The organism is Bifidobacterium crudilactis (assembly GCF_000738005.1).
GTDB classification, from domain to species: domain Bacteria; phylum Actinomycetota; class Actinomycetes; order Actinomycetales; family Bifidobacteriaceae; genus Bombiscardovia; species Bombiscardovia crudilactis.
The window spans coordinates 811135-830997 of sequence record NZ_JHAL01000002.1; the positions used below are offsets into that span (position 1 = coordinate 811135).

A 19863-nucleotide genomic window follows, 5' to 3' on the forward strand; every position below is an offset into this window, starting at 1 on the left:
CTCATGACTCGCTTTCGATGCTGTTTCTGGTGCTGATACGTGAAGCCGGGATACGTGAGAACGCGAAGGACGACGCTATCAGCGTCGCCATAGGACGCCCGGTAACCGTCCACGACGCGAAGGGTGTGTTGCGTGCACGCGAATGGAATTGCTCAGGGTCGATTGTCCAACGTTCCCCGGGTGCGAGAATACTGAGTTCAGAGGCGAGCCGCGCGTTGCCCTGGCGCAGATCCAGAACTCGCGAGGAGTCCGTGGACTCCCCGACCGTCAACAGCGAGTCGACATCTGCCGTGTCTTCGCCCATCAGCCGTGCGGGAGCGACGGACATCAGCTCTATCAACCTACGGTCGTCGATATATCCGCCGTCGACCAACACGTGGTGGCACACGCCGTAAGCGGTTTCCAGTCCGATAATCCCGTTCGGCGCGTCCAACAAGGACTGCGCCTTCTCACAGACCGTGTGGGGAGCGTGGTCGGTGGCGAGCATATCCACCGTACGGTCACGCACCGCCTCGATGGTCGCCTCCCGGTCGGCGGCGCTTCGCAACGGTGGGTTCATCTTCGCCAAGGTGCCATGCTCGAGCACATCCTCGTCGCACAAGGCCAGGTAATGGGGTGCCGTTTCGCAACTTACCTGCAGCCCGTCACGTTTGGCCTGCCGAATCGCCTCGAATGCAGCGGCGGTGCTGACATGCTGCAAATGCACATGCTGCCCTGTCCTGCGCGCCAGAGCGATATCCCTCTGGACGATGGTGAGTTCGGTGGAGGCAGGAATTCCAGGTACGCCAAGTTTGCGGGAAATCCTGCCGTCATTGATAACACCGCTGTCGTGATGCTCGCAGTGGTCGACGACGGGAATGCCCGCCTGCCGCGCATTGGCGGCGACCTCATCCAGAATGCCGTCCGTGATGGCCGCACCGTCATCGCTGATGGCCACAATCGGATGTGTTTCCGTGGATTGATTGCCATCGGAACCGCCATTACGCAGATACGGCTCCCAATCCTGCAGACGGCTGGCCACCTGTCCTTCACGACCCGTTGAGGCAGCCACGCACAATTCGTAGCGCACGGGCAGTGACTCGCCGCTGAATTCCGCATAATGCTGCAGATAGTCGACGACGGAGTCGAATCCGGCATCGAGCACATCCTGTGCCCCGTCCATACCCGGGTGAAGTCTCCTGCCGTCCAACGCGGGTACGGTATTCGGCATAATCAGCACGTTGGTATATCCCCCGCTCGCCGCTGCGGCACAGCCGGAGGTCATGCTCTCCTTCTGTGTCTGCCCGGGGTCGCGGAAGTGCACGTGCGGGTCGCATAAGCCCGGAGCCAGGGTGTATGCGGAGCAATCCACCACCACGTCGACTGCTTTGCCTGCCGCCATGGACCGTGTTGCCGACTGGATTGCGGCGCGGAGCGCACCATCGTCATCCAGCAGCGCCGGTCCAGAGGCATCTTCAGTGGCGGCTTTCCGCGTATCCGTAGCGAGTGAGGCAAGTGGCAGCCTCACACTGATATGCTCGCCGGTATCCCAAAGTGTGAGGTGTTGCAGGATGATGCTCGCCTTGCCGGCCATATCAGAGTTTCGCTTCCTCATCGCAGTAATCGCAACGATATTCGTGGCGCTCACTATGGGCAAGATGGAATCGCTGGCTGATGCCGGGCTCAGTGGTGGTCACACAGCGCGGGTTCACGCAGGAAATCACATCGACAAGATGTTCCGGCAGATTCGGCTGATGCTTGGCGACGATGCTGCCGCCTCTGACGATGTCAACCGTTGCCTGACGCGCCACAAAACCAAGCACATCGAGGTCGACGTCCTGCTCGTCCTCGATTTTGATGATGTCCTTGCAGCCATAGCGGCGGCTATCGGCGTTCATGATCAGCGCAAGCTTTGCCGTGGCCGGGTCGATGTGCAGATATTGCAGGACGGTCAGGGCGGTTCCGGCCGGTACGTGGTCGATGATGATGCCGTTGTTGATGCTAGTGACTTCCATCAGACCAGCTCCTCCTTGTTCGCCCAAGCCGCATAGCCTGGGAGTTCATCACCCACCAGGGTGCTTTCCAAAGCCATGCGCATCAGCATGCCGTTGCGAACCTGCTCGAAATATGCCGCCCTCGGGTCCTTGTCGACATCCACGGCTATTTCGTTGACGCGTGGCAGGGGATGCAGTACAGCCATGCTCGGCTTGGAGAGCTTGAGCTTTTCAGCATCAAGGATGTAGGTATCCCGCAGTCGCAGGTAGTCGTCCTCGTTGAAGAAGCGCTCCTTCTGCACCCTGGTCATGTACAGCACGTCAAGATCGCCGATGACGGACACGAGGTCCTTGACTTCGGTATACGAGCAGCTTGCCGTCTCGTCGATGCGGTCCAGCACATATTGCGGCGTTTTGAGTTCTTCGGGGCTGACCAGCACGAAATGCACGTTGCCGAATCTGCACAGGGTCTCGATGAGCGAGTGCACGGTGCGACCGAAGGTCAGGTCGCCGCATAGTCCGACGGTGAGGTCAGTGACTCGCCCGAAACGTGACTTCAGCGTTGCCAGATCGGCCAGGGTCTGCGTCGGATGCATGTGGCCGCCGTCACCGGCGTTGATGACCGGAACCGATGCAGCCTGTGAGGCGACCAATGCGGCGCCCTCCTTCGGATGCCTGATGGCCACCACGTCGACATAGTTGGAGACGGTCTTCAATGTGTCCCCTATGGACTCGCCCTTTGAAACGCTGGAAAGCTGCGCTCCTGCGAAGCCGATGACGTTCCCTCCGAGCCGAAGCATCGCGGTTTCGAAGCTCAGCCGGGTCCGTGTGCTCGGTTCGTAGAAAAGCGTAGCGAGTATTCTGCCGTCGCAGGTATGAGACACCTGAGCACGGTGGGTGTCGATATATCGTGCTTTCAGCAGTAGATCTTGTATTTGTGCAGTGGTGATGTCATCCAGCGTGACGACGCTGCGACCCACTAGTGAGGAAGTCTCGGAAATACCGCCGGAAACCTTGTCTCCGTCGGACTCCGAAATGCGTTCTTGCTGTTGCTGTTCGGACAAAGGCTCACCTTTCGCTTGTGTCAAGGTGGCCACCTTCACGTGACCTAGTCGAATTTACGCTGGAGGCAAGACAGCGTTGTCGGACCGAACGGGAATGGCATGATTCGAGACCCGTGATGCTTGGGATTACGGTGTGTCACTGTCCGGTACCGTAGAACAGGCGCTCCATCACCTCACGGCAGCGGCGCATGGACGACAGGATGTCGTTTTCGAACAATTGCCCACGGTGGGCCTCTCGCCCTAGGTATATGGCTATGCCCCCAAGCGAATAGGAATCATCGGGAAGGATGTCTGCCTGCTTCGCCCGTCCCGACCACAGATAATTGCCGTTGCGGGCGTTGGTGCACACCTTCCAGCCCTCCTCCAGCGTGGCGGCATCGTCTTCGGCGATGAAGCCCAGATCGGTGAGCGCATGCAGGGCGGGCAGAGTTTGCGTGGTGTGCAGTTCCTCAACCATGCCGGCATGCTGGAGTTGCAGCAGCTGGACCGTCCACTCCACATCGGAAAGCCCTCCCTTGCCGAGTTTCAGGTGACGGTCCCTTCGGACTCCTCTCGGCAGACGTTCCGCCTCCATACGCGCCTTCAGCCTGCGAATTTCACTCAGCTCGGATTGGCTGATTTCCGAACGCGGATAGCGTACCGGGTCGGCGATGTCTCTGAGGAAATCCTCGGCCAGCGACTTATCGCCGGCGGCATATCTGGCCCGAAGCAGCGCCTGATGCTCCCAAACGCTGGACCAGCCGGAGTAATACTCACGGTAGGAGTCGAAGGACCTGACCAGCGGTCCGTTCTTGCCTTCCGGCCGAAGATCCATATCCAAGTCGATTTTGGGTTCCACGGTCAGCGGCCCCCCGGTCACGGCCCTCGTGATTTCGATGACCGCTCTGGCGAAGGCGTTCGCGCTGGTATCGTCGCACCCCGACCGTGGCCTGTATATGGCGATGACGTCGGCATCGGAGCTGAAGTTCACTTCGGAACCTCCATAGCGCCCCATGGCGATCAGGCAGATGTCCGCTGACGGTTCATTCGCGCCGAGAGCCTTCATGACATGCTGTATCGACCAGGACAACACCGAATCGAGAATGGCGTCGACCACATTGGTCATGCCTTCAAGGCATTCGTGTTCGTTCAATGTTCCGCTCATCCACCCAAGACCGATGCGTTCGATCTCATGTCTGCGCATGGCCCGTATCGAAGTGGCGAAGTCCTGTTTGCGGTCGGCGAAACGCATCTGCGCGGAATGGGTCTGCGTGCGCAGACTCTCAAGACTTCTCGTACCGAGTTTCGCATCGTCGCCAAGCCAGGTGACCGATTCCGCGGATTTGCTCAACGCATCCATCAGAAAGCGCGAATTGGCCAGGATGTGACACAGCCGCTGGGCCGCCGAAGGCGAGTCTCGAAGGAATCCGAGGTAGTTGTTGCCGGAGCCGAAACGCTCCTCGAGAGTCCTCCACCCAAGCAGTCCCATGTCGGGATTCTGCCCTTCACCGAGCCATTGGAGCACGGCCGGAAGCAGAATCTTGTTGATTTTCGCAGCTCGGGACAATCCCGAGGTCAACACCTGAACGTGTCTCATCGCACTTTGCGGGTCCTGGAAGCCGATTGAGGCAAAGCGGACCATCGCAGCTTCAGGGCTCAGACTGATCTCGTCCTCTTCGAGTTGGGCGTTGATGGGCAGCATCGGCCGGTAATAGATGTCCTGATGAAGATTCCTGACTTCCCGACGGGTGGCGTCGAAAGCTTCGACCAGCTCATCGGCGTGGTAACCGAAGCTTCTGGCCAATCTGCGCAATTCAGGATTGGCGTCCAGCGACTCGCGGTTCAGTTCTCGTTTGCGTTCGATGCCGCCGATATTGCCTTCCGCCAGATCAGGGAACAGGTGCGTGCGTTTGAGCGACCACATCTGCTGCCGGTGTTCAAGAACTCGTTCGAAGCTGTAATCCCTGCTCAGACGGCTTGCCTGCGTTCTTGACACATACCCGCCGTCGGCCAACGCCTGCAGGGACTCCAATGTGGAGGAAGTCCGAAGTGATTCGTCGGTGCGCCCGTGGACCAGCTGCAGCATCTGGACGGTGAACTCCACATCTCTGAGTCCTCCTTTGCCGAGTTTGATCTCCCTGTCCTTCAGCTGGGCCGGTATGAGTTGCTCCACCCTTTTGCGCATCTGCTGGCAGTCATACACGAAATTATCGCGCTGTGAGGCCTTCCACACGAACTCCTGGGCCATGGCCCTGTACTCACTGCCCAATGCCGCATCACCTGCCACGGGCCTCGCCTTGAGCAATGCCTGGAACTCCCAGTTCTGCGCCCAGTGCTCGTAATAATCCTTATGAGATTCAAGGGTCCGGACCAACGGTCCGTCCTTGCCTTCGGGGCGCAGGGCGGTGTCAATCTGCCATAATGCGGGCTCGTTCACGCCCGCTATCACCGATTGGCAGATTTTCTGCATCAGTGTGGCCAGTTTGCTTCCCAAGCGAATCAGCCGCTGATGGTCACCGGAGGGTTGCCGGCATTCCACAACGTAGATGAGATCCACGTCGGACACGTAATTCAATTCACGGGCGCCGAGCTTGCCCATCCCGATAACGGCGAATCGGCACTCCCGAGCCTCCGGAAGTTCCTGACGAGCCACCGCCAGCGCCGCATCCAGGGATGCGGACGCCAGATCGGACAGGGCCTTGCTGACTCTTGGCTGCACTGCTATGGGGTCGGGCGAACAGGTATCGAAGGCCATGATGGACATCAGCTGACGAAGATATTCTGCGCGCAGATTCGAGGTTCCTTCACTCAAGGACAATGCTGAAACGGGCATGGGTTCAGCGTCGGTCGCCTCGACCGCCTGCATCAGCTTCCTATGCAACTGCTCGCTGCTCGGCAGACTCACGGGTCGGGCGGCCTGCCTGACCAGCTCCGGTCTGGTGCGCATCAGGACGCCTACGGCCTCCGAAGCACCCAGAACGGATACCAGCGTCGCCCATGCCGAGGCATCCGGAAGGAGTTCGTGCATGCGGATACCCTGATGATGAACGGCATCGGTGATGAGCAGCAGATTCTGCAGCGCCACATCAGGATCGCATACACTGGCCAGGGACCGCAGCAAGGCCTGAAGACATGTCTCGTTCAGTCCTGCTTTGCGGAGCAGTTCGCAACGCCGACGAGCCTCGTCGATATTCTGGAATCCGGCCTGTATCAGAGCATGGGCGCTCAGTGGGAGTGAATCATCGGTCATGGTACCAATGTAGACCACGAGCCGACGGACATCCACGAGTCGCTCGGATGGACGACCGTCATAACCCGCCACTTACCCACTCTGCGAGCGGTGCTCGAGGCGAGCCGAGTGCAGGGCCGAGATCATCGAGATGTATTAATGTTCCAGCAGGAACTGCGTATTCTGCCAGATTCTGCGAGTTGTTCCCGCGTGGTTCATGGTGTACAGGTGAATGCCGTCAACACCGTCCGCAATCAGGTCGCTGATCTGTTCCGAGGCGTAGATGATGCCGGCCTCGCGCAGGGCATCACGGTCACCGCCCCACTTGTCGAGAATCTTCTCCAACCTGGGTGGGATTCTGGAACCGCACATCGACACCATTCTTTTGATCTGCGCTGCGCTGGTCACCGGCATGATGCCGGCCTCAATCGGCACGGAGACACCCGCGCACCTCGCCTTGTCGATGAAACGCAGGAAATCCGCATTGTCGAAGAACAGCTGCGAAATGAGGCGGTCGGCCCCGGCATCGACCTTGATTTTCAGATGTTCGATGTCCTCGTCCATATTTTTGGCCGCAGGGTGGCACTCCGGATAGCAGGCCGCGAACACCTCCATATCCGGTTTATGCTGGCGTATGTATCTGACCAGGTCGCTCGCATAGTGAAACACCCGCGCCGGTTCCCTGTCGGGCAGCACATTGCCGCCAAGCGCCAGAACCGCGGAAACCCCGGCTTTTTCGAAAAGTTCGAGCTCTTCGTCGATGTCTGCCTGATCGGCATACAGAGCCGTCAGATGTGCGACGGCGGGAATGGAGTATTCCTCTTTGATCGTATGGGCGATTCTGGCGGTGATCGTCCTGTCGGTCTCCTTGCCGGTTCCGAAGGTAACCGAAATGAAATCGGGGTTTACCCCCTGCAATCCGTCCAAGGTGTCATAGATGGTTCCCACCGGAGTGTCCCGTTTGGGCGGGAACACCTCCAGGGAAAAAGTTGTCGAATGCAAGCTACCGCTCCAGACGCTCACGGACGGCCTTGGCGGCGGCAACCATGTGTTCGAGGCTCGGCCATGTCTCGGCATTGCCACGCGTCTTCAGGCCGCAGTCGGGATTGATCCACACCGACGCCTTGTCCATCTTGGCGAGGATATCCCCTATGCGGTCTTCGATCTCCTGCTGGGATGGAATTCGCGGCGAATGGATGTCGTAGACTCCCGGACCCGCTTCGGTTTCGAAATGCGCCTCCTGTATGGCATCGAGCACCGTCAGATCGGAACGGGACGCCTCGAAGGAGATTACATCGGCATCCATGGCGTCGATATCGCGGATGATGTCGTTGAACTCCGAATAGCACATATGCGTATGAATCTGCGTGCCGGCTTTCACACCTGAATGCACCAGTCTGAAGGCCGGGATGGCCCAGTCAAGATACTCTTTGTGCCAATCGCTTCTGCGCAGGGGCAGCTTTTCGCGCAAGGCCGCTTCATCGATCTGAATGACCTTGATGCCTGCCGCTTCCAGGTCCAGCACCTCGTCTCGTATGGCCAGCGCCAGCTGAGTGGTCTGCTGTTCATGCGTGATGTCCTCACGTGGCCACGACCAGTTGAGAATCGTGACAGGTCCAGTGAGCATTCCCTTGACGACGCGGTCGGTGCGCGACTGCGCATAGGCGCTCCACGCCACGGTGATCGGCTGTGCGCGGGATACGTCGGACCATACGATTGGAGGCTTCACGCAGCGAGTGCCGTAGGACTGCACCCAGGCGTTCTTGGTGAAGAGGAAGCCGTTGAGGTTCTGACCGAAGTATTCGACCATATCGTTGCGTTCGAATTCACCGTGTACCAGCACATCAAGGCCGATGGCCTCCTGCTTGGAAAGGACATCATCAATCTGCGATCTGATGAAGGCGTCGTAATCATCCTGGCTGATTTCCCCGTGGCGAAGCCTGGCACGCTCTGCACGCACCTCCTTGGTCTGCGGGAAGGAGCCGATGGTGGTCGTGGGCAGCAACGGCAGGTGCAATTCCTCACGCTGCAGACGCTGGCGCTCGCTACGGGCCGGTTTACGGTTGAATTCGCCTTCCGACAATCCGGCTATGCGTTTGCTGACGGCGGCATCGGCCTTCACCCGGTGTCCATCGAACAAGGCCTGGTTGTCTGCCAGTGCCTTCGAGGATTTGCGCTCCTCGTCATTGTCCTGCACCAGTTCGGCCAGCTCGCCGATCTCATCGAGCTTCTCCACTGCGAAGGCGAAATGACGTCGCACCTCGGCATCGAGCCCGTCCTCCCGCGCCACGCTGAAGGGCACATGAAGCAGGGAGCTCGCCGTGGAAACGGCAACGCGGTCGGTCACCTTTCGCACCGCATCCAGCACGCCGAGACTCACGGCATAATCGTTGCGCCAGATGTTACGGCCATTGACCACACCGGCGAAAATCGTGGTGTTCTCGGACACCCCGAATTCCTCGAGTGCAGCGAGATTCTCGTTCCTGCCTTCCACGAAGTCCAGGCCAAGTCCGTCGAATCCAAGCAGTCCCAGGGTTTCGTATGAATCCCTCACATGCCCGAAGTAGGTCTGCAGCAGCAGACGTACGGTACCGTTCGTAGACTTTCGGTGCGGAAGAATCTTGGTATAGAGGCTCTTGAAGAGCTCCAGGTCCCCACGTTCCTTGTCGAGGACCAGATAGGGCTCGTCGAATTGCACCCAGTCGACGCCTAGACCTGCGAAACGTTCCAGCACGTCAGCGTACGCCTTGGCGGTCTGCTCTATAAGACCCCGATCGATGGCCAGAGGGGCGCCTTCAGGACGTCGGGCAAGTTTGAGGAAGGTGTACGGGCCTATCAGCACGGGTTTCGTGGTGATGCCCAGAGCCTTGGCTTCCGTGAATTCCTCGAAGGGTTTATCGCTGCTGAGGGAGATGCTGACCGAATCATCAATTTCGGGGACGAGATAATGGTAGTTCGTGGTGAACCACTTTTTCATGGGCAGTGCGGTGACGTCCCCCTTGTCGCCCTGATATCCACGCCCCATGGCGAACAAGGTGTCCTCGGCATCCAAAGACAGCCGCTTGTACCGTTGGGGAACCACTCCGAGCAGAATCGCGGTGTCCAGCATCTGGTCGTAATAGCTGAAGTCGTTGCTGGGGATAAGCGAAATCCCCGCCTGCTGCTGAATCTTCCAGTGTCGTTCGCGCAGCAACTTCGCCGTGGCCTTCACATCCTCGATGCCGTGTTTGCCTCTCCAATACCCCTCGATGCTTTTCTTCAGCTCCCTATCGGAACCAATGCGCGGGAAACCGACAACTGATGTGGGCACAGACATGAAACCTCCAAAAGGACTTAGACGACTGTTGCAGACTAGCAAAGGTGAGCGGCAGGGAAGTAATCAAGACGATTAAGGTGTCGCCATAAGCTGCATTTATAACGTTGCTGATTACGACGGCGACGGATGCACCGCAATCAGCCCCACCTGGCGGCCGACCGAAGAAGGTAACGTTCAGAAATCATGGGGTCCCAGGACGGCCAGCAGGGTGGCGCTGTGGATTTGCCAATCCTTGAAGGGCTCGTTCGAACCGAAGATGGCCAGATTGGCAGGAGACATGCCCAGGTTCAGCAGGTCGAGCCGTTCCGGGTCGGAATCCGAGGTTGCAAGCCACTGGCAACTGATGGAAACCGTCGGCTCATGTCCAAGCACCATCAGTACTTTGCGTTTGGTCTTCGTGGACTTCAGTTCATCCAGAACGGACTGCACGCCGCCTTCGTAAAGACTTTGCCGCATATCCACCTTGGGTTTGTCACCGAACACCTTGAGCATGCGATCGAGTGTCTGCCGCGTTCTGTCCGCTCCTGAACAGGCGATTCTGTCCGGGACCAGATCCAGATCCGACAGGCCTTTGGCAACCACCTTCGCCTGCTTCACGCCCTTGTCGGTCAATTGCCGCTGTCTGTCATCTCCGTTGCCGAAGGCCTCGGCCTTGGCGTGACGCATGACTATCAGCACATACTGGTATGCGTGCGCACGTTTCGCGACCTTGCTCATTTTGACACCCATACAGCGTACCTTTCAATAACCACGCCCCTACCGCAGGCGCAACACCGCACGAGCCTTCAGTCCTCGGATTCCGGCGTATCCCCTATGACGCCAGCGCAGTCAGTTCCCCTGCTTCGATTCGAGCACGGAACGCTGATGATCCAGATCCCGAATGACCTTGCGCAGCTTGCGGTCGGAGATGTCCCTGAGCCCAAGTGATTCAAGAGCCTCCGGACCCTGTTCACGATCAATATCAGTATACGTGTCTTTTGCGCCTCGTTCGCGCCTACGCAATGCGGGCGCACCTTCCGCCATCAGCCTCGACAACACCAGAAACCCCGTATGCCCTATCATCTGATGGTCCGGCCTCACAGACAGACCCTGAGCTTTCCAACTGCGTTCCAGCGTTTCGTCGATTTGAGGCTCTGTCCATCTCTCGGAGTTTCGTAAGGCTTCGGCCAGTCGGCTCATCTGCGTGGTTGTGGTGATATAACTCAGAAACACCCCTCCGGGAGCCAGCACCCGTTCGATCTCCGAAAGCCTGTTCCACGGGTCCAGCATATCGAGAACAACACGGTCGTAACCGTCAGCGGGCAGTGTTGCGGCGACCGAGTCGAAATCACCCTGCAGCAAGGACCACCAACCGGGGTCTCCCCCGAAGTACACCGTCGCATTGGCCCGGGCTATGTGCGCGAATTCCGGTCTCAACTCGATGGTGGTCAGCTCTCCAAGTTCACCGACCGCATCCAGAAGGTGGATGCTCAAGGCACCTGAGCCTGCGCCTGACTCCAGCACGCGCATTCCTTTGCGGATGTCTCCAAGGCTCAGCACCTGAGCGATGTCCTTCGGATACATGATCTGAGCACCCCGCGGCATCGACAGCACGTAATCAGCCAGTCGCGGGCGCATGACGGCATACTGCCAGCCGCCTATCGAACGAGCGGCCTTCCATGGCTTTTTCTTGTCGACATCCTCTGCACGCCTGGGTGTGGTCTGGGTGGTTACCACGCTTCCTTCGCTCATGCCTATCAGATCGTCGTGCAGGATGTGCCCGTGTGGGGTCTGCACCATAGCACCTGATTCGATCTGGATGGTGATCATATTGCCTTTGCGGTCGGTCAGCTGAACTTTTTCCCCAAGTTCCAAAGGTCCGCGCAACGCCATGTAACACCCTTCCGTAAAGGCCTGTGTGTGATGCAGGCACCGGTGCAGGTCACAAGAGAGGGACCTGCACCGTAGGACACTACTCCTGAGACTGCGTGAACTGTGAATTATACAGGGTGGCGTATGCGCCGTCCTGTGCTATCAGTTCGTCATGGGAGCCCTGTTCGACGATTGATCCGTGGTTCACCACCAGAATGAGATCGGCATCGCGAATGGTGGACAGACGGTGGGCGATGACGAAGCTGGTGCGGTTCTCGCGTAGAGCGTTCATGGCCTGCTGCACCAGCAGTTCCGTTCTGGTGTCCACGGAGCTCGTCGCCTCGTCGAGTATCAGGATGTCAGGGTCGGAAAGGAAGGCCCTGCATATCGTCATCAGCTGACGCTCCCCCTGACTCAGCTCGGAACTGTCCTCGTTGAGCACGGTGTCGTAGCCATTGGGGAGTCTGCGGATGAACTCGTCGACATGGGTCGCCCTCGCTCCTGCAAGCATCTGCTCTTCGCTCAGTTGCCTGCCTTCCTGGACACCATACAGCAGGTTGTCGCGCACGGTGCCGTCGAACAGCCAGGTATCCTGCAGAACCATGCCGAAATGTCTGCGAAGACTGTCCCTGGTGACCGTCGCGGTATCCACGCCGTCGATGGTGATGGCGCCTCCCTGAATTTCATAGAAGCGCATCAGCAGGTTCACCAAGGTTGTTTTCCCTGCTCCGGTGGGGCCTACGATTGCGACCGTCTGCCCAGGTTTTGCTTCCAGGGAGAGATGCTGAATCAGGGGTTCATCGGAACGATAGGAGAAGGACACATCATCGAAACGGACATGACCTTCGATGTTGCCGCCCGTGAGCTCGCCGATTTCGTGTGCATCCACCGGGTCGGGCTGCTGCTCCTCCTCATCCAGGAATTCGAAGATGCGCTGGCAACTGGCCAAGGAGCTCTGGAGCATGGTGCCCATGGAAGCCAATTCGCCGAGTGGCTGGGAGGACTGTCGGGAGTACTGCGTGAACGCCTGCAGATCACCCAGGCTCAAGGTGCCGGAAAGCACTTTGACACCACCGAAGATAACGACCAGCACGAAACTGAGGTTTCCGAAGAAGGTCGTTACCGGCGTGACCAGAGACGAGAGGAACGACGCCTTGAACGAGGCGTCGTACAGTTGACGATTGCGCTTGTCGAACTCTTCTTTCGCGGCGTCCTGTCTGCCGTATGAACGCACGATCATATGCCCGGAGAACATCTCCTCGACATGGCTGTTGACCTCTCCGGTCTTGGCCCACTGTGCGATGAAGTTCGGCTGGGTCTTCTTCATGATGAATGCGGCGCACAAGCCCATCACCGGAATGATGACGAAAGCCACCAGCGTGAGCATGGGCGAAATCGAGAGCATCATGATGAAGGTCGCAACCACCATGAATACCGAGAAGAACAGCTCTCCGAGAATCTGCTGCAAGGTCTGGGAGATGTTGTCCACATCGTTGGTCGTACGGCTCATGACCTCCCCGCGCGGCGTCCTGTCGAAATACTGCAGGGGCAGACGGGACATCTTGTCCTCGATCTGCGCACGCATCCGAAACACGGCGTCCGAGACCACACGTGTCATCAGGAAGTTCTGCACCAGTCGCAGCAGAATGGAGACCAGATAGATGGCGATGACGATCAGCAGAATCGTGCCGAAGGTCGACCAGTCGATGCCTTGGCCTGCTTTGACGTTCATCGAGGCGATCATGTCCGCGAAGGAACCCTTGCCCTGCGCACGCAGGGCCGCGACGACCTGTTCGGTCGGCGTTCCTGCCGGGACACCCTGCTTCTGAAGCATTGTGCCGAGGATACCCGAGAAGAGCACATTGGTGGCCTTGCCCAGTATCTTCGGGCCCAAAGCAACCAATCCAACCGATATCATGCCCGAAATGACCATAATGATCACTCGGATCTTGCTGGCCAGCAGATACTTCAGCAGGCGCTTGATGATCTTGCCGGTCTGTCCCTTTTTCTGCATTGGGATTGCAGCTGTCATTCCCTCTGTCATTATTCTCCCCTCCCATCCAAGCTCAAGGCCTCCACGTCAGGGCCCAGACCACCTTGCGACTCAACGATTTCCTGGTAGGTCGGGCATGAGTTCATCAGCTCGTCATGCGTGCCCCTACCTACGATCCTGCCTGATTCGAACACCAGTATCTGATCGGCGTCTCTTATGGATGTAGCCCGTTGTGCCACGAGAATCTGCGTCGCATGCCGTGTGACCGGGGCCAGGGCTTCACGCAGTTTCCTGTCGGTCGCCACATCTAGGGCTGAGAAGGCGTCATCGAAGGTGTAGATCAGCGGCTGCCTGAGTATCGCTCTGGCGATGCACAGGCGCTGCTTCTGTCCACCCGAGAAATTGGTCCCTCCTTCGGAAACGGGAGCATCGAGCCCCTGTGGGTTCTCGCGCACGAATTCCTCGGCCTGGGCGATGCGCAGTGCCTGCCAGATGTCGTCGTCCGTGGCATGCTCCGCTCCGTACTGCATGTTCGAGCGGATGGTTCCGGAAAAGAGCATGGCCTTCTGCGGCACCTGTCCGAACATCAGATTCAGTTGGGCCGGATCGTACTCACGCACATCATGGCCGTCGATAAGCACCTCGCCGGAATTCACATCGAACATTCTGTTCATCAGTCGAAGGACGGTGGACTTGCCCGAACCTGTGGAGCCGATGATGGCAGTGGTTGTTCCGGGTTCCGCAGTGAATGACAGATCGTCGAGCACCGGATCGTCCGCACCGGGATAGGAGAAGCCGACATGACGGAATTCCACCTTGCCCAGAGGAGCGTCGGCGACGTAGGGATGCTCTGGCGCGGTGATGCTGCTTTTGGCCTCCATCACCTCAGTGATGCGCTTGCTGGCGACGGATGCACGCGGCACCATAACCATCATCATCGCCGCCATCATCAGACCGATGAGGATAATCATCAGATACTGGATGAAGGCCTGCAGAGAACCGATCTGCATGCCGCCGGATTCGATGCGCTTGCCACCGAACCACATGATGCCCACATTCGACAGGTTGATGATAAAGAACAGCAGAGGGATCATCATGCTCATCAGACGTCCGGTCGACATCAGCGTGTCATACACCTTGCGATTGGCGACATGGAAACGCTGGGCTTCACTGCGCTCACGCACGAATGCCCTGATGACCCGAACACCGCTGATCTGCTCGCGGACAAGCCTGTTCACCGCATCCAGCCTGCGCTGCATCTTGCCGAACAGCGGACCCATCTTCGACATCAGTATGCCCGCTATCACCAGCACCACCGGCAGAATGACGGCAAGCGACCATGTCAACGGCCTGTCCTGGCGGAAGGCCAGGATCACTCCGCCGACGAACTGCACAGGTGCCTGAAGCACGATCAGCAGCATCTGCATGGTGGTCATCTGCACCTGCTGCACATCGTTCGTCGTCCTCGTGATCAGCGAGCCGGCCGAGAAACGCTCGACCTCCTGCAGACTCATATCCTCTACCGCGCTGAAGATATCCCTGCGCGTCTCATAGCCGAGACGCATGGCCAGTCTGGTCGAGTAATAGACCGCGACCAGGTTGGCCAGAATCTGCACCACGGAAATGCCGATCATCTGGAAGCCGTAGCGGTAGATGGCATCCTTGTCTCCTGCGGCAACCCCGTTGTCGATGATGTCTGCCTGCAGATTCGGCAGATATAGATTGAGCACTGACTGTGCAATCTGGAATACCACCAGTATGGTGACCTGAAACCAGTATGGCTTGAGGTATTTGCCCCAAAGTCTTAACATTCATCCTCCACATAACGCCGAAAACGCGTTGGACACAGTCCAACGCAAACCTTGCCAAGACTACTACCGGATACTTTCCCGCCGTGACATATGCATGAATTATCCATGATTCTGCGCTCACCGTGAAAGACTTGCACACTTGGATGAACTCTGACTTTTAAGCCCTGACCTCTGAACTGTGACATCCGCAAGCCGACCGTAGGTGCTTTGGCACCGTTGCAGGAACTTGTATAACCAATTTGTGTAGGGATTTCGAGAAGCATATGCTCTTGCACACCATTGTGGACGAGGTATTCCGCCGTTTTTCGACACCTTCAACCAGTGTTACTGTCAATTCCCTACACAAAAGACAGCGAAGGCGTCATGTCAAACCAGGAATGCGGACCAACGACCCTGCTGCTGTGTGGCGTGCAGCTTCATACCGAAAATAGTGCTCAAACGCTCATCGGTAAAACCATGCTCAAGGTCGCCCCGGTACACGATGGTTCCCGGTTGAGGATCGGCGCCGGACACTGCATCCTCATGTGCACGGGATTCGTCGCCTTGCTCCCTGCCCATGATGGCCACCTGATTGAATCCCCGTGGTATTTCCTCGAGCCTATGCGTCACCAGCACCACACTCATGCGGCGGTTCTGCGTACCGATATCGCTGAGCGCACGAATCACCAACTCCCTACCGCCAAGATCGAGACCAGTGGTGGGTTCGTCCAGAATCAGCAGTTCCGGCTCCGCCATCAGCGCACGACAGATGAGGACGCGTGTACGTTCGCCTTCGGAGAGTTTGAACATCCGTTTGCCACAGAGGTATTCGATACCGAAACGTGACATCAGCGCACGCGCGCGACCGAATTCCTCATCCGTGTATCTGTCCCTCCACCGTCCGGTCGTGGCGGTGAGCGCGGTGACCACCGCATCCAGGGGGTCCTCGTCGGGAGGGAAGGCTCGTGACAGTTCCGCCGAACTCAGACCAATACGATTCCTGTAGGAGAAAACATCCACCTTGCCGAGGCGGTTGCCGAGAATATCAACCGTGCCCGAACTCGGGTATCCCCTGGTGCTCATCATCGCGACGAGACTGGACTTGCCGATGCCGTTCGGCCCGAACAGCACCCATTTCTCACCGGGCTCGATGCGCAGATCGACATCACGCAGAATCACACGGCGTTGCCTGCGGAATTCCACGTCCCGCAGGTCCACCGCGGCGTCGGACCACCGCCCATTTCCAAGCGTCGTGTCCATCGCATCACCCATGTGCCATTCCGCCTTCGTCAACTCTTCAACAACACCGAAAACCACCGCACCACAATCGAAACTATTGTCGATGCCCCTGCAAAGCCCTGTTGTAGACCTCGAGGGTCTCCTCCGCGATGCGCTCCCAAGAGAACAGGTCGCGTGCTCGCGCATACCCGGCTTTGCCCATGGCCTCGGCCCTGGCCGAATCCTCGAACATGGCATCTATGGCGGAAGCCATGTCATGCACGAATCTTTCGGGGTCGGTGGGCGTTCCCGTCCCATCGTGAAGCTGATCCAGCGGAACCAGGGTTCCTGTCACGCCATCCTCCACCACTTCGGGAATGCCCCCCGTGGTGCTGGCCACGACAGGAAGATTGCAGGCCATCGCCTCCAGATTCACGATGCCCAGAGGTTCGTAGATGCTCGGGCAGATGAAAGCATCTGAACCGTGTTCCAAGGCGCACAGCTCGGGCCTCGGCAGCATCTCTTCGATCCAGATGATATTGCCTCGCTCCTCCTGCAACCCGGCAAAGCCCGATTTCACTTCCTCGGCTATCTCTGGCGTATCAGGAGCACCGGCGCACAGCACCACCTGAATGCCCGGGTCTATAAGGTGCAGAGCTTGAAGCAGATACGGCAGGCCTTTCTGCCTGGTGATGCGGCCGACGAAGAGCAGCGTCGGCTTTGAACGGTCGATGCCATAGCGTTCAAACACACCCCATGCGGGCGAATCGTCATCAGGACGCTCGAAATCACTCATGGTGATGCCGTTATGAACCACATCCACATTGTCGGGATTGACGTTGGGGTAGGCGCTGAGAATATCCTGCTTCATCCCCGCCGACACGGCGATGATGCGGTCCGCGGACTCGTAGGCGTCACGTTCCGCCCATGAACTCAGCCTGTAACCGCCACCGAGCTGCTCGGCCTTCCATGGGCGGAACGGTTCAAGGCTATGAGCGGTTATCACCAACGGGACATCGTGCATCTGCGAGGCCAGACGCCCCGCGAGGCAGGCATACCATGTGTGGGCATGAACAAGGTCGGCCTCCACATCCTGTGCCATCAGCAAATCCACGCCGAAAGTCTTCAGCACGGCATTGGCCTCGGACAACTCGGCAGGGACATCGTACCCGACCACCTCGAGTCCATGACCTGATCCATGACTGTCGTAGACGCCGCCACGCGGGCCATCGAAAGCGCGCACGGTCACATCGATGCGTTCCGCCAGCACCTTGGACAGTTCCTCGACATGCACGCCAGCGCCACCATAGACATGCGGCGGATATTCACGGCTTAATATGTCAACCTTCATCGTTGAAGCCTCCTATGCCTGAGTTATACAGCAGTACCAAAATCATCGAGATTCGGATTCTCCTCAGAAGAGCCCCCGACGAAGAACAGACTCAGCACGCCTACGGCGAAAACTGAGGAAATGGCGATCACCAACCACATCGGTACGTTGGATAGCCACATGATTACCAGGAACGAGAGGCATGAAATCACGATGAGCACCCAACTGAGCAGACGAAGCCACTGGCGCGCGCTCGTGGGCATGTGAATAGGGCTCGATGAGGTCGTGACCGCAGCTGCGGCTGTTTCGGCAATCGGTCCGCCTGATGGTTTCCACTCGCCGTCTTCATGTTCCTGCAGACGTCTTGAGCGCTCTTGCAATGCGTACTCGTCAATCATTCCCGAGCGTCCGCGACCTTTGGTCTGGTCGTACTGTTCGGGTATGCCTCGACGATTGCCTCGGGACTGTGCTCGTCGCTGTGCACGGTTAGCCATCCGGGATCCTCCCTGTTTCCTCTGACCTGAACCTGTCGCAGAACCCTGACCGAAGTCATGGCGCAGAATCCTGCGACAGCAAACAGTATCAGTTTATCGCGGAAGCATCATTGGGCGCTGCGAGGCGAATACCGGCGCAGGCAGCTCGGTCGCACCGGTGAGGAAATCATCCACTGCGGCAGCGCAACTGCGGCCTTCGGAAATCGCCCAGACTACCAGAGACTGACCGCGTCCGGCATCTCCACAGACGAACACACCGTCCTGACTTGTGGCGAACTGGTCGTTTCTGGCGACGTTGCCACGGGGGTCGAGTTCGACGGGAACCTGGTCGACCAAGGTCGTGGTGTCTGGATGCAGAAAACCTACGGACAAGAGCACGAGATCCGCTGGAAGCACCCGTTCGGTTCCTTCCTGACGAGTGAAGGGGCCGTTGTCCCCCGGGGCCACGTCAACCACACGCAGACCTGTCACATGACCGTTCTCGTCGGCGATGAAACTATCGGCAGCGGTGTTTTCGGTGATGTTGACCTCGGCGCCATTGGCATCCTCGTCGACGAATTCGACGGAATCCGTGCTGTACAGGTATGTGCCGCCCTCCTCCATCGAAGAGGTCTTCTGGTAGGTACGTGCATACGTGGGCCACGGATTGGCATCTGGACGCTCGTTTGGCTCCTGCGGCATGATCTGCAGTACCGTCACCGACTTCGCGCCTTGACGCAATGATGTGCCGAGACAGTCCGAACCGGTGTCGCCTCCACCGATGACGATGACGTGCTTGTCCTTGGCAATGATGTCGTTGATCGGCTTCTTGCCCCAGACCCTGCGCGTCGCGTCTGGAAGGAAGTCCATGGCGTAATGAATGCCCTTGAGCTCGCGGCCTGTGATGGAGATGTTTCGCGGAACGGTTGAGCCGATGGCCACTACGACCGCATCGTAACGGCTGCGCAGATCATCCCAGGTGATGTCCTTGCCGATTTCGGTGCTGGTTCGGAAGCGGGTTCCTTCGGCCTCCATCTGCTCCACGCGCTTGTCGAGCAGACCCTTGTCAAGCTTGAAGTTCGGAATGCCGTACCTCATCAGGCCACCGATGGCATCGGCACGCTCGTACACCACCACCGTGTGCCCCGCTCTGGTGAGCTGCTGTGCGCAGGCAAGTCCTGCGGGACCTGAACCGACAACGGCAACGGTCATATCCGTCAGTCTCTGCGGTGGCTGCGGTTTGACGTAATCCAGCTCCCATGCCTGGTCGATGATGGTCTGCTCGTCGAGCTTGATCATCGTCGGCGGCTGATGAATGCCGAGCACGCAAGCCTGCTCGCATGGCGCAGGGCAGATGCGACCGGTGACCTCGGGGAAGTTGTTCGTCACGGAAAGACGGTTGTAAGCGTCCTCCCATTGCTCCTGACGAACCAAATCATTGAATTCGGGAATGATATTGCCCAGCGGGCAACCGGTCATGCAGAAAGGCGTGCCGCAATCCATGCAGCGGGCGGCCTGGATGGTCGTCCAGGGCTGCAGACCTTTCTCGGCGTGGACGTCGAACCAGTCCTGAACCCTCTCGTTGACCGGACGCTCGGCGAGCTCGCGGCGGGTGCGGACCTTCAAAAATCCTCTGGGATCTCCCAT

At 58.4% G+C, this 19863-nt stretch carries 14 protein-coding genes; all 14 read right to left on the reverse strand.

Going from position 1 to position 19863, the window contains the following annotated elements:
* Position 1: 1 nt before the first annotated feature.
* The 14 genes from DB51_RS05730 to DB51_RS05795 all read right to left on the reverse strand — a co-directional run bounded on the left by DB51_RS05730 (position 2) and on the right by DB51_RS05795 (position 19863).
* Positions 2 to 1594: a dihydroorotase gene (locus tag DB51_RS05730; RefSeq protein WP_432762348.1), complete on the reverse strand. Its 1593-nt coding sequence runs from the start codon at positions 1592 to 1594 to the stop codon at positions 2 to 4.
* Complete coding sequence (locus tag DB51_RS05735) at positions 1575 to 1994, reverse strand: aspartate carbamoyltransferase regulatory subunit (RefSeq protein WP_034252466.1); 420 nt, start codon at positions 1992 to 1994, stop codon at positions 1575 to 1577. The genes DB51_RS05730 and DB51_RS05735 overlap by 20 nt, the downstream gene beginning before the upstream one ends.
* On the reverse strand, positions 1994 to 2974 hold the full coding sequence (pyrB, locus tag DB51_RS05740; RefSeq protein ID WP_034253942.1) for an aspartate carbamoyltransferase: 981 nt from the start codon (positions 2972 to 2974) through the stop codon (positions 1994 to 1996). The genes DB51_RS05735 and pyrB overlap by 1 nt, the downstream gene beginning before the upstream one ends.
* A 199-nt stretch (positions 2975 to 3173) precedes the next feature.
* Positions 3174 to 6266 (reverse strand): bifunctional [glutamine synthetase] adenylyltransferase/[glutamine synthetase]-adenylyl-L-tyrosine phosphorylase, encoded by a 3093-nt coding sequence (locus tag DB51_RS05745; RefSeq protein WP_034253945.1) that lies wholly within the window; start codon positions 6264 to 6266, stop codon positions 3174 to 3176.
* Positions 6267 to 6401: 135 nt separating this feature from the next.
* Positions 6402 to 7247 (reverse strand): methylenetetrahydrofolate reductase [NAD(P)H], encoded by an 846-nt coding sequence (gene metF / locus DB51_RS05750; RefSeq protein WP_034252468.1) that lies wholly within the window; start codon positions 7245 to 7247, stop codon positions 6402 to 6404.
* Position 7248: 1 nt separating this feature from the next.
* Positions 7249 to 9561 carry a 5-methyltetrahydropteroyltriglutamate--homocysteine S-methyltransferase gene (gene metE / locus DB51_RS05755; RefSeq protein ID WP_034252471.1) on the reverse strand — a complete coding sequence of 771 codons (2313 nt, stop codon included), beginning with the start codon at positions 9559 to 9561 and terminating at the stop codon, positions 7249 to 7251.
* Between the two features lie 174 nt (positions 9562 to 9735).
* Complete coding sequence (locus DB51_RS05760) at positions 9736 to 10290, reverse strand: SixA phosphatase family protein (protein ID WP_034252475.1); 555 nt, start codon at positions 10288 to 10290, stop codon at positions 9736 to 9738.
* 99 nt (positions 10291 to 10389) lie between these two features.
* Complete coding sequence (locus tag DB51_RS05765; RefSeq protein WP_034252478.1) at positions 10390 to 11433, reverse strand: tRNA (adenine-N1)-methyltransferase; 1044 nt, start codon at positions 11431 to 11433, stop codon at positions 10390 to 10392.
* A 79-nt stretch (positions 11434 to 11512) separates the two neighbouring features.
* Entirely contained in the window at positions 11513 to 13426 is a 1914-nt protein-coding gene (locus DB51_RS05770) for an ABC transporter ATP-binding protein (RefSeq protein ID WP_034252481.1), read from the reverse strand.
* 29 nt (positions 13427 to 13455) lie between these two features.
* Positions 13456 to 15216, reverse strand: a complete 1761-nt coding sequence (locus tag DB51_RS05775; RefSeq protein ID WP_034252484.1) for an ABC transporter ATP-binding protein — start codon at positions 15214 to 15216, stop codon at positions 13456 to 13458.
* A gap of 366 nt (positions 15217 to 15582) precedes the next feature.
* Positions 15583 to 16467 (reverse strand): ABC transporter ATP-binding protein, encoded by an 885-nt coding sequence (locus tag DB51_RS05780; RefSeq protein WP_051867321.1) that lies wholly within the window; start codon positions 16465 to 16467, stop codon positions 15583 to 15585.
* 61 nt (positions 16468 to 16528) lie between these two features.
* Positions 16529 to 17764, reverse strand: coding sequence for a glycogen synthase (gene glgA, locus DB51_RS05785; protein WP_034252487.1), 1236 nt, complete (start codon positions 17762 to 17764; stop codon positions 16529 to 16531).
* Positions 17765 to 17787: 23 nt separating this feature from the next.
* Entirely contained in the window at positions 17788 to 18237 is a 450-nt protein-coding gene (locus tag DB51_RS05790; RefSeq protein ID WP_034252490.1) for a DUF2975 domain-containing protein, read from the reverse strand.
* Positions 18238 to 18330: 93 nt separating this feature from the next.
* Positions 18331 to 19863, reverse strand: a complete 1533-nt coding sequence (locus DB51_RS05795) for a glutamate synthase subunit beta (RefSeq protein ID WP_034252492.1) — start codon at positions 19861 to 19863, stop codon at positions 18331 to 18333.

What these genes read in the sequence shown, in the direction of transcription:
- DB51_RS05730 (WP_432762348.1), bottom strand. Translation starts at nt 1,594, where the DNA reads ATGAGGAAGCGAAACTCTGATATGGCCGGCAAGGCGAGCATCATCCTG.
- DB51_RS05735 (WP_034252466.1), bottom strand. Translation starts at nt 1,994, where the DNA reads ATGGAAGTCACTAGCATCAACAACGGCATCATCATCGACCACGTACCG.
- DB51_RS05745 (WP_034253945.1), bottom strand. Translation starts at nt 6,266, where the DNA reads ATGACCGATGATTCACTCCCACTGAGCGCCCATGCTCTGATACAGGCC.
- metE (WP_034252471.1), bottom strand. Translation starts at nt 9,561, where the DNA reads ATGTCTGTGCCCACATCAGTTGTCGGTTTCCCGCGCATTGGTTCCGAT.
- DB51_RS05760 (WP_034252475.1), bottom strand. Translation starts at nt 10,290, where the DNA reads ATGGGTGTCAAAATGAGCAAGGTCGCGAAACGTGCGCACGCATACCAG.
- DB51_RS05765 (WP_034252478.1), bottom strand. Translation starts at nt 11,433, where the DNA reads ATGGCGTTGCGCGGACCTTTGGAACTTGGGGAAAAAGTTCAGCTGACC.
- DB51_RS05770 (WP_034252481.1), bottom strand. Translation starts at nt 13,426, where the DNA reads ATGCAGAAAAAGGGACAGACCGGCAAGATCATCAAGCGCCTGCTGAAG.
- DB51_RS05775 (WP_034252484.1), bottom strand. Translation starts at nt 15,216, where the DNA reads ATGTTAAGACTTTGGGGCAAATACCTCAAGCCATACTGGTTTCAGGTC.
- DB51_RS05780 (WP_051867321.1), bottom strand. Translation starts at nt 16,467, where the DNA reads ATGGGTGATGCGATGGACACGACGCTTGGAAATGGGCGGTGGTCCGAC.
- glgA (WP_034252487.1), bottom strand. Translation starts at nt 17,764, where the DNA reads ATGAAGGTTGACATATTAAGCCGTGAATATCCGCCGCATGTCTATGGT.
- DB51_RS05790 (WP_034252490.1), bottom strand. Translation starts at nt 18,237, where the DNA reads ATGGCTAACCGTGCACAGCGACGAGCACAGTCCCGAGGCAATCGTCGA.
- DB51_RS05795 (WP_034252492.1), bottom strand. Translation starts at nt 19,863, where the DNA reads ATGGGAGATCCCAGAGGATTTTTGAAGGTCCGCACCCGCCGCGAGCTC.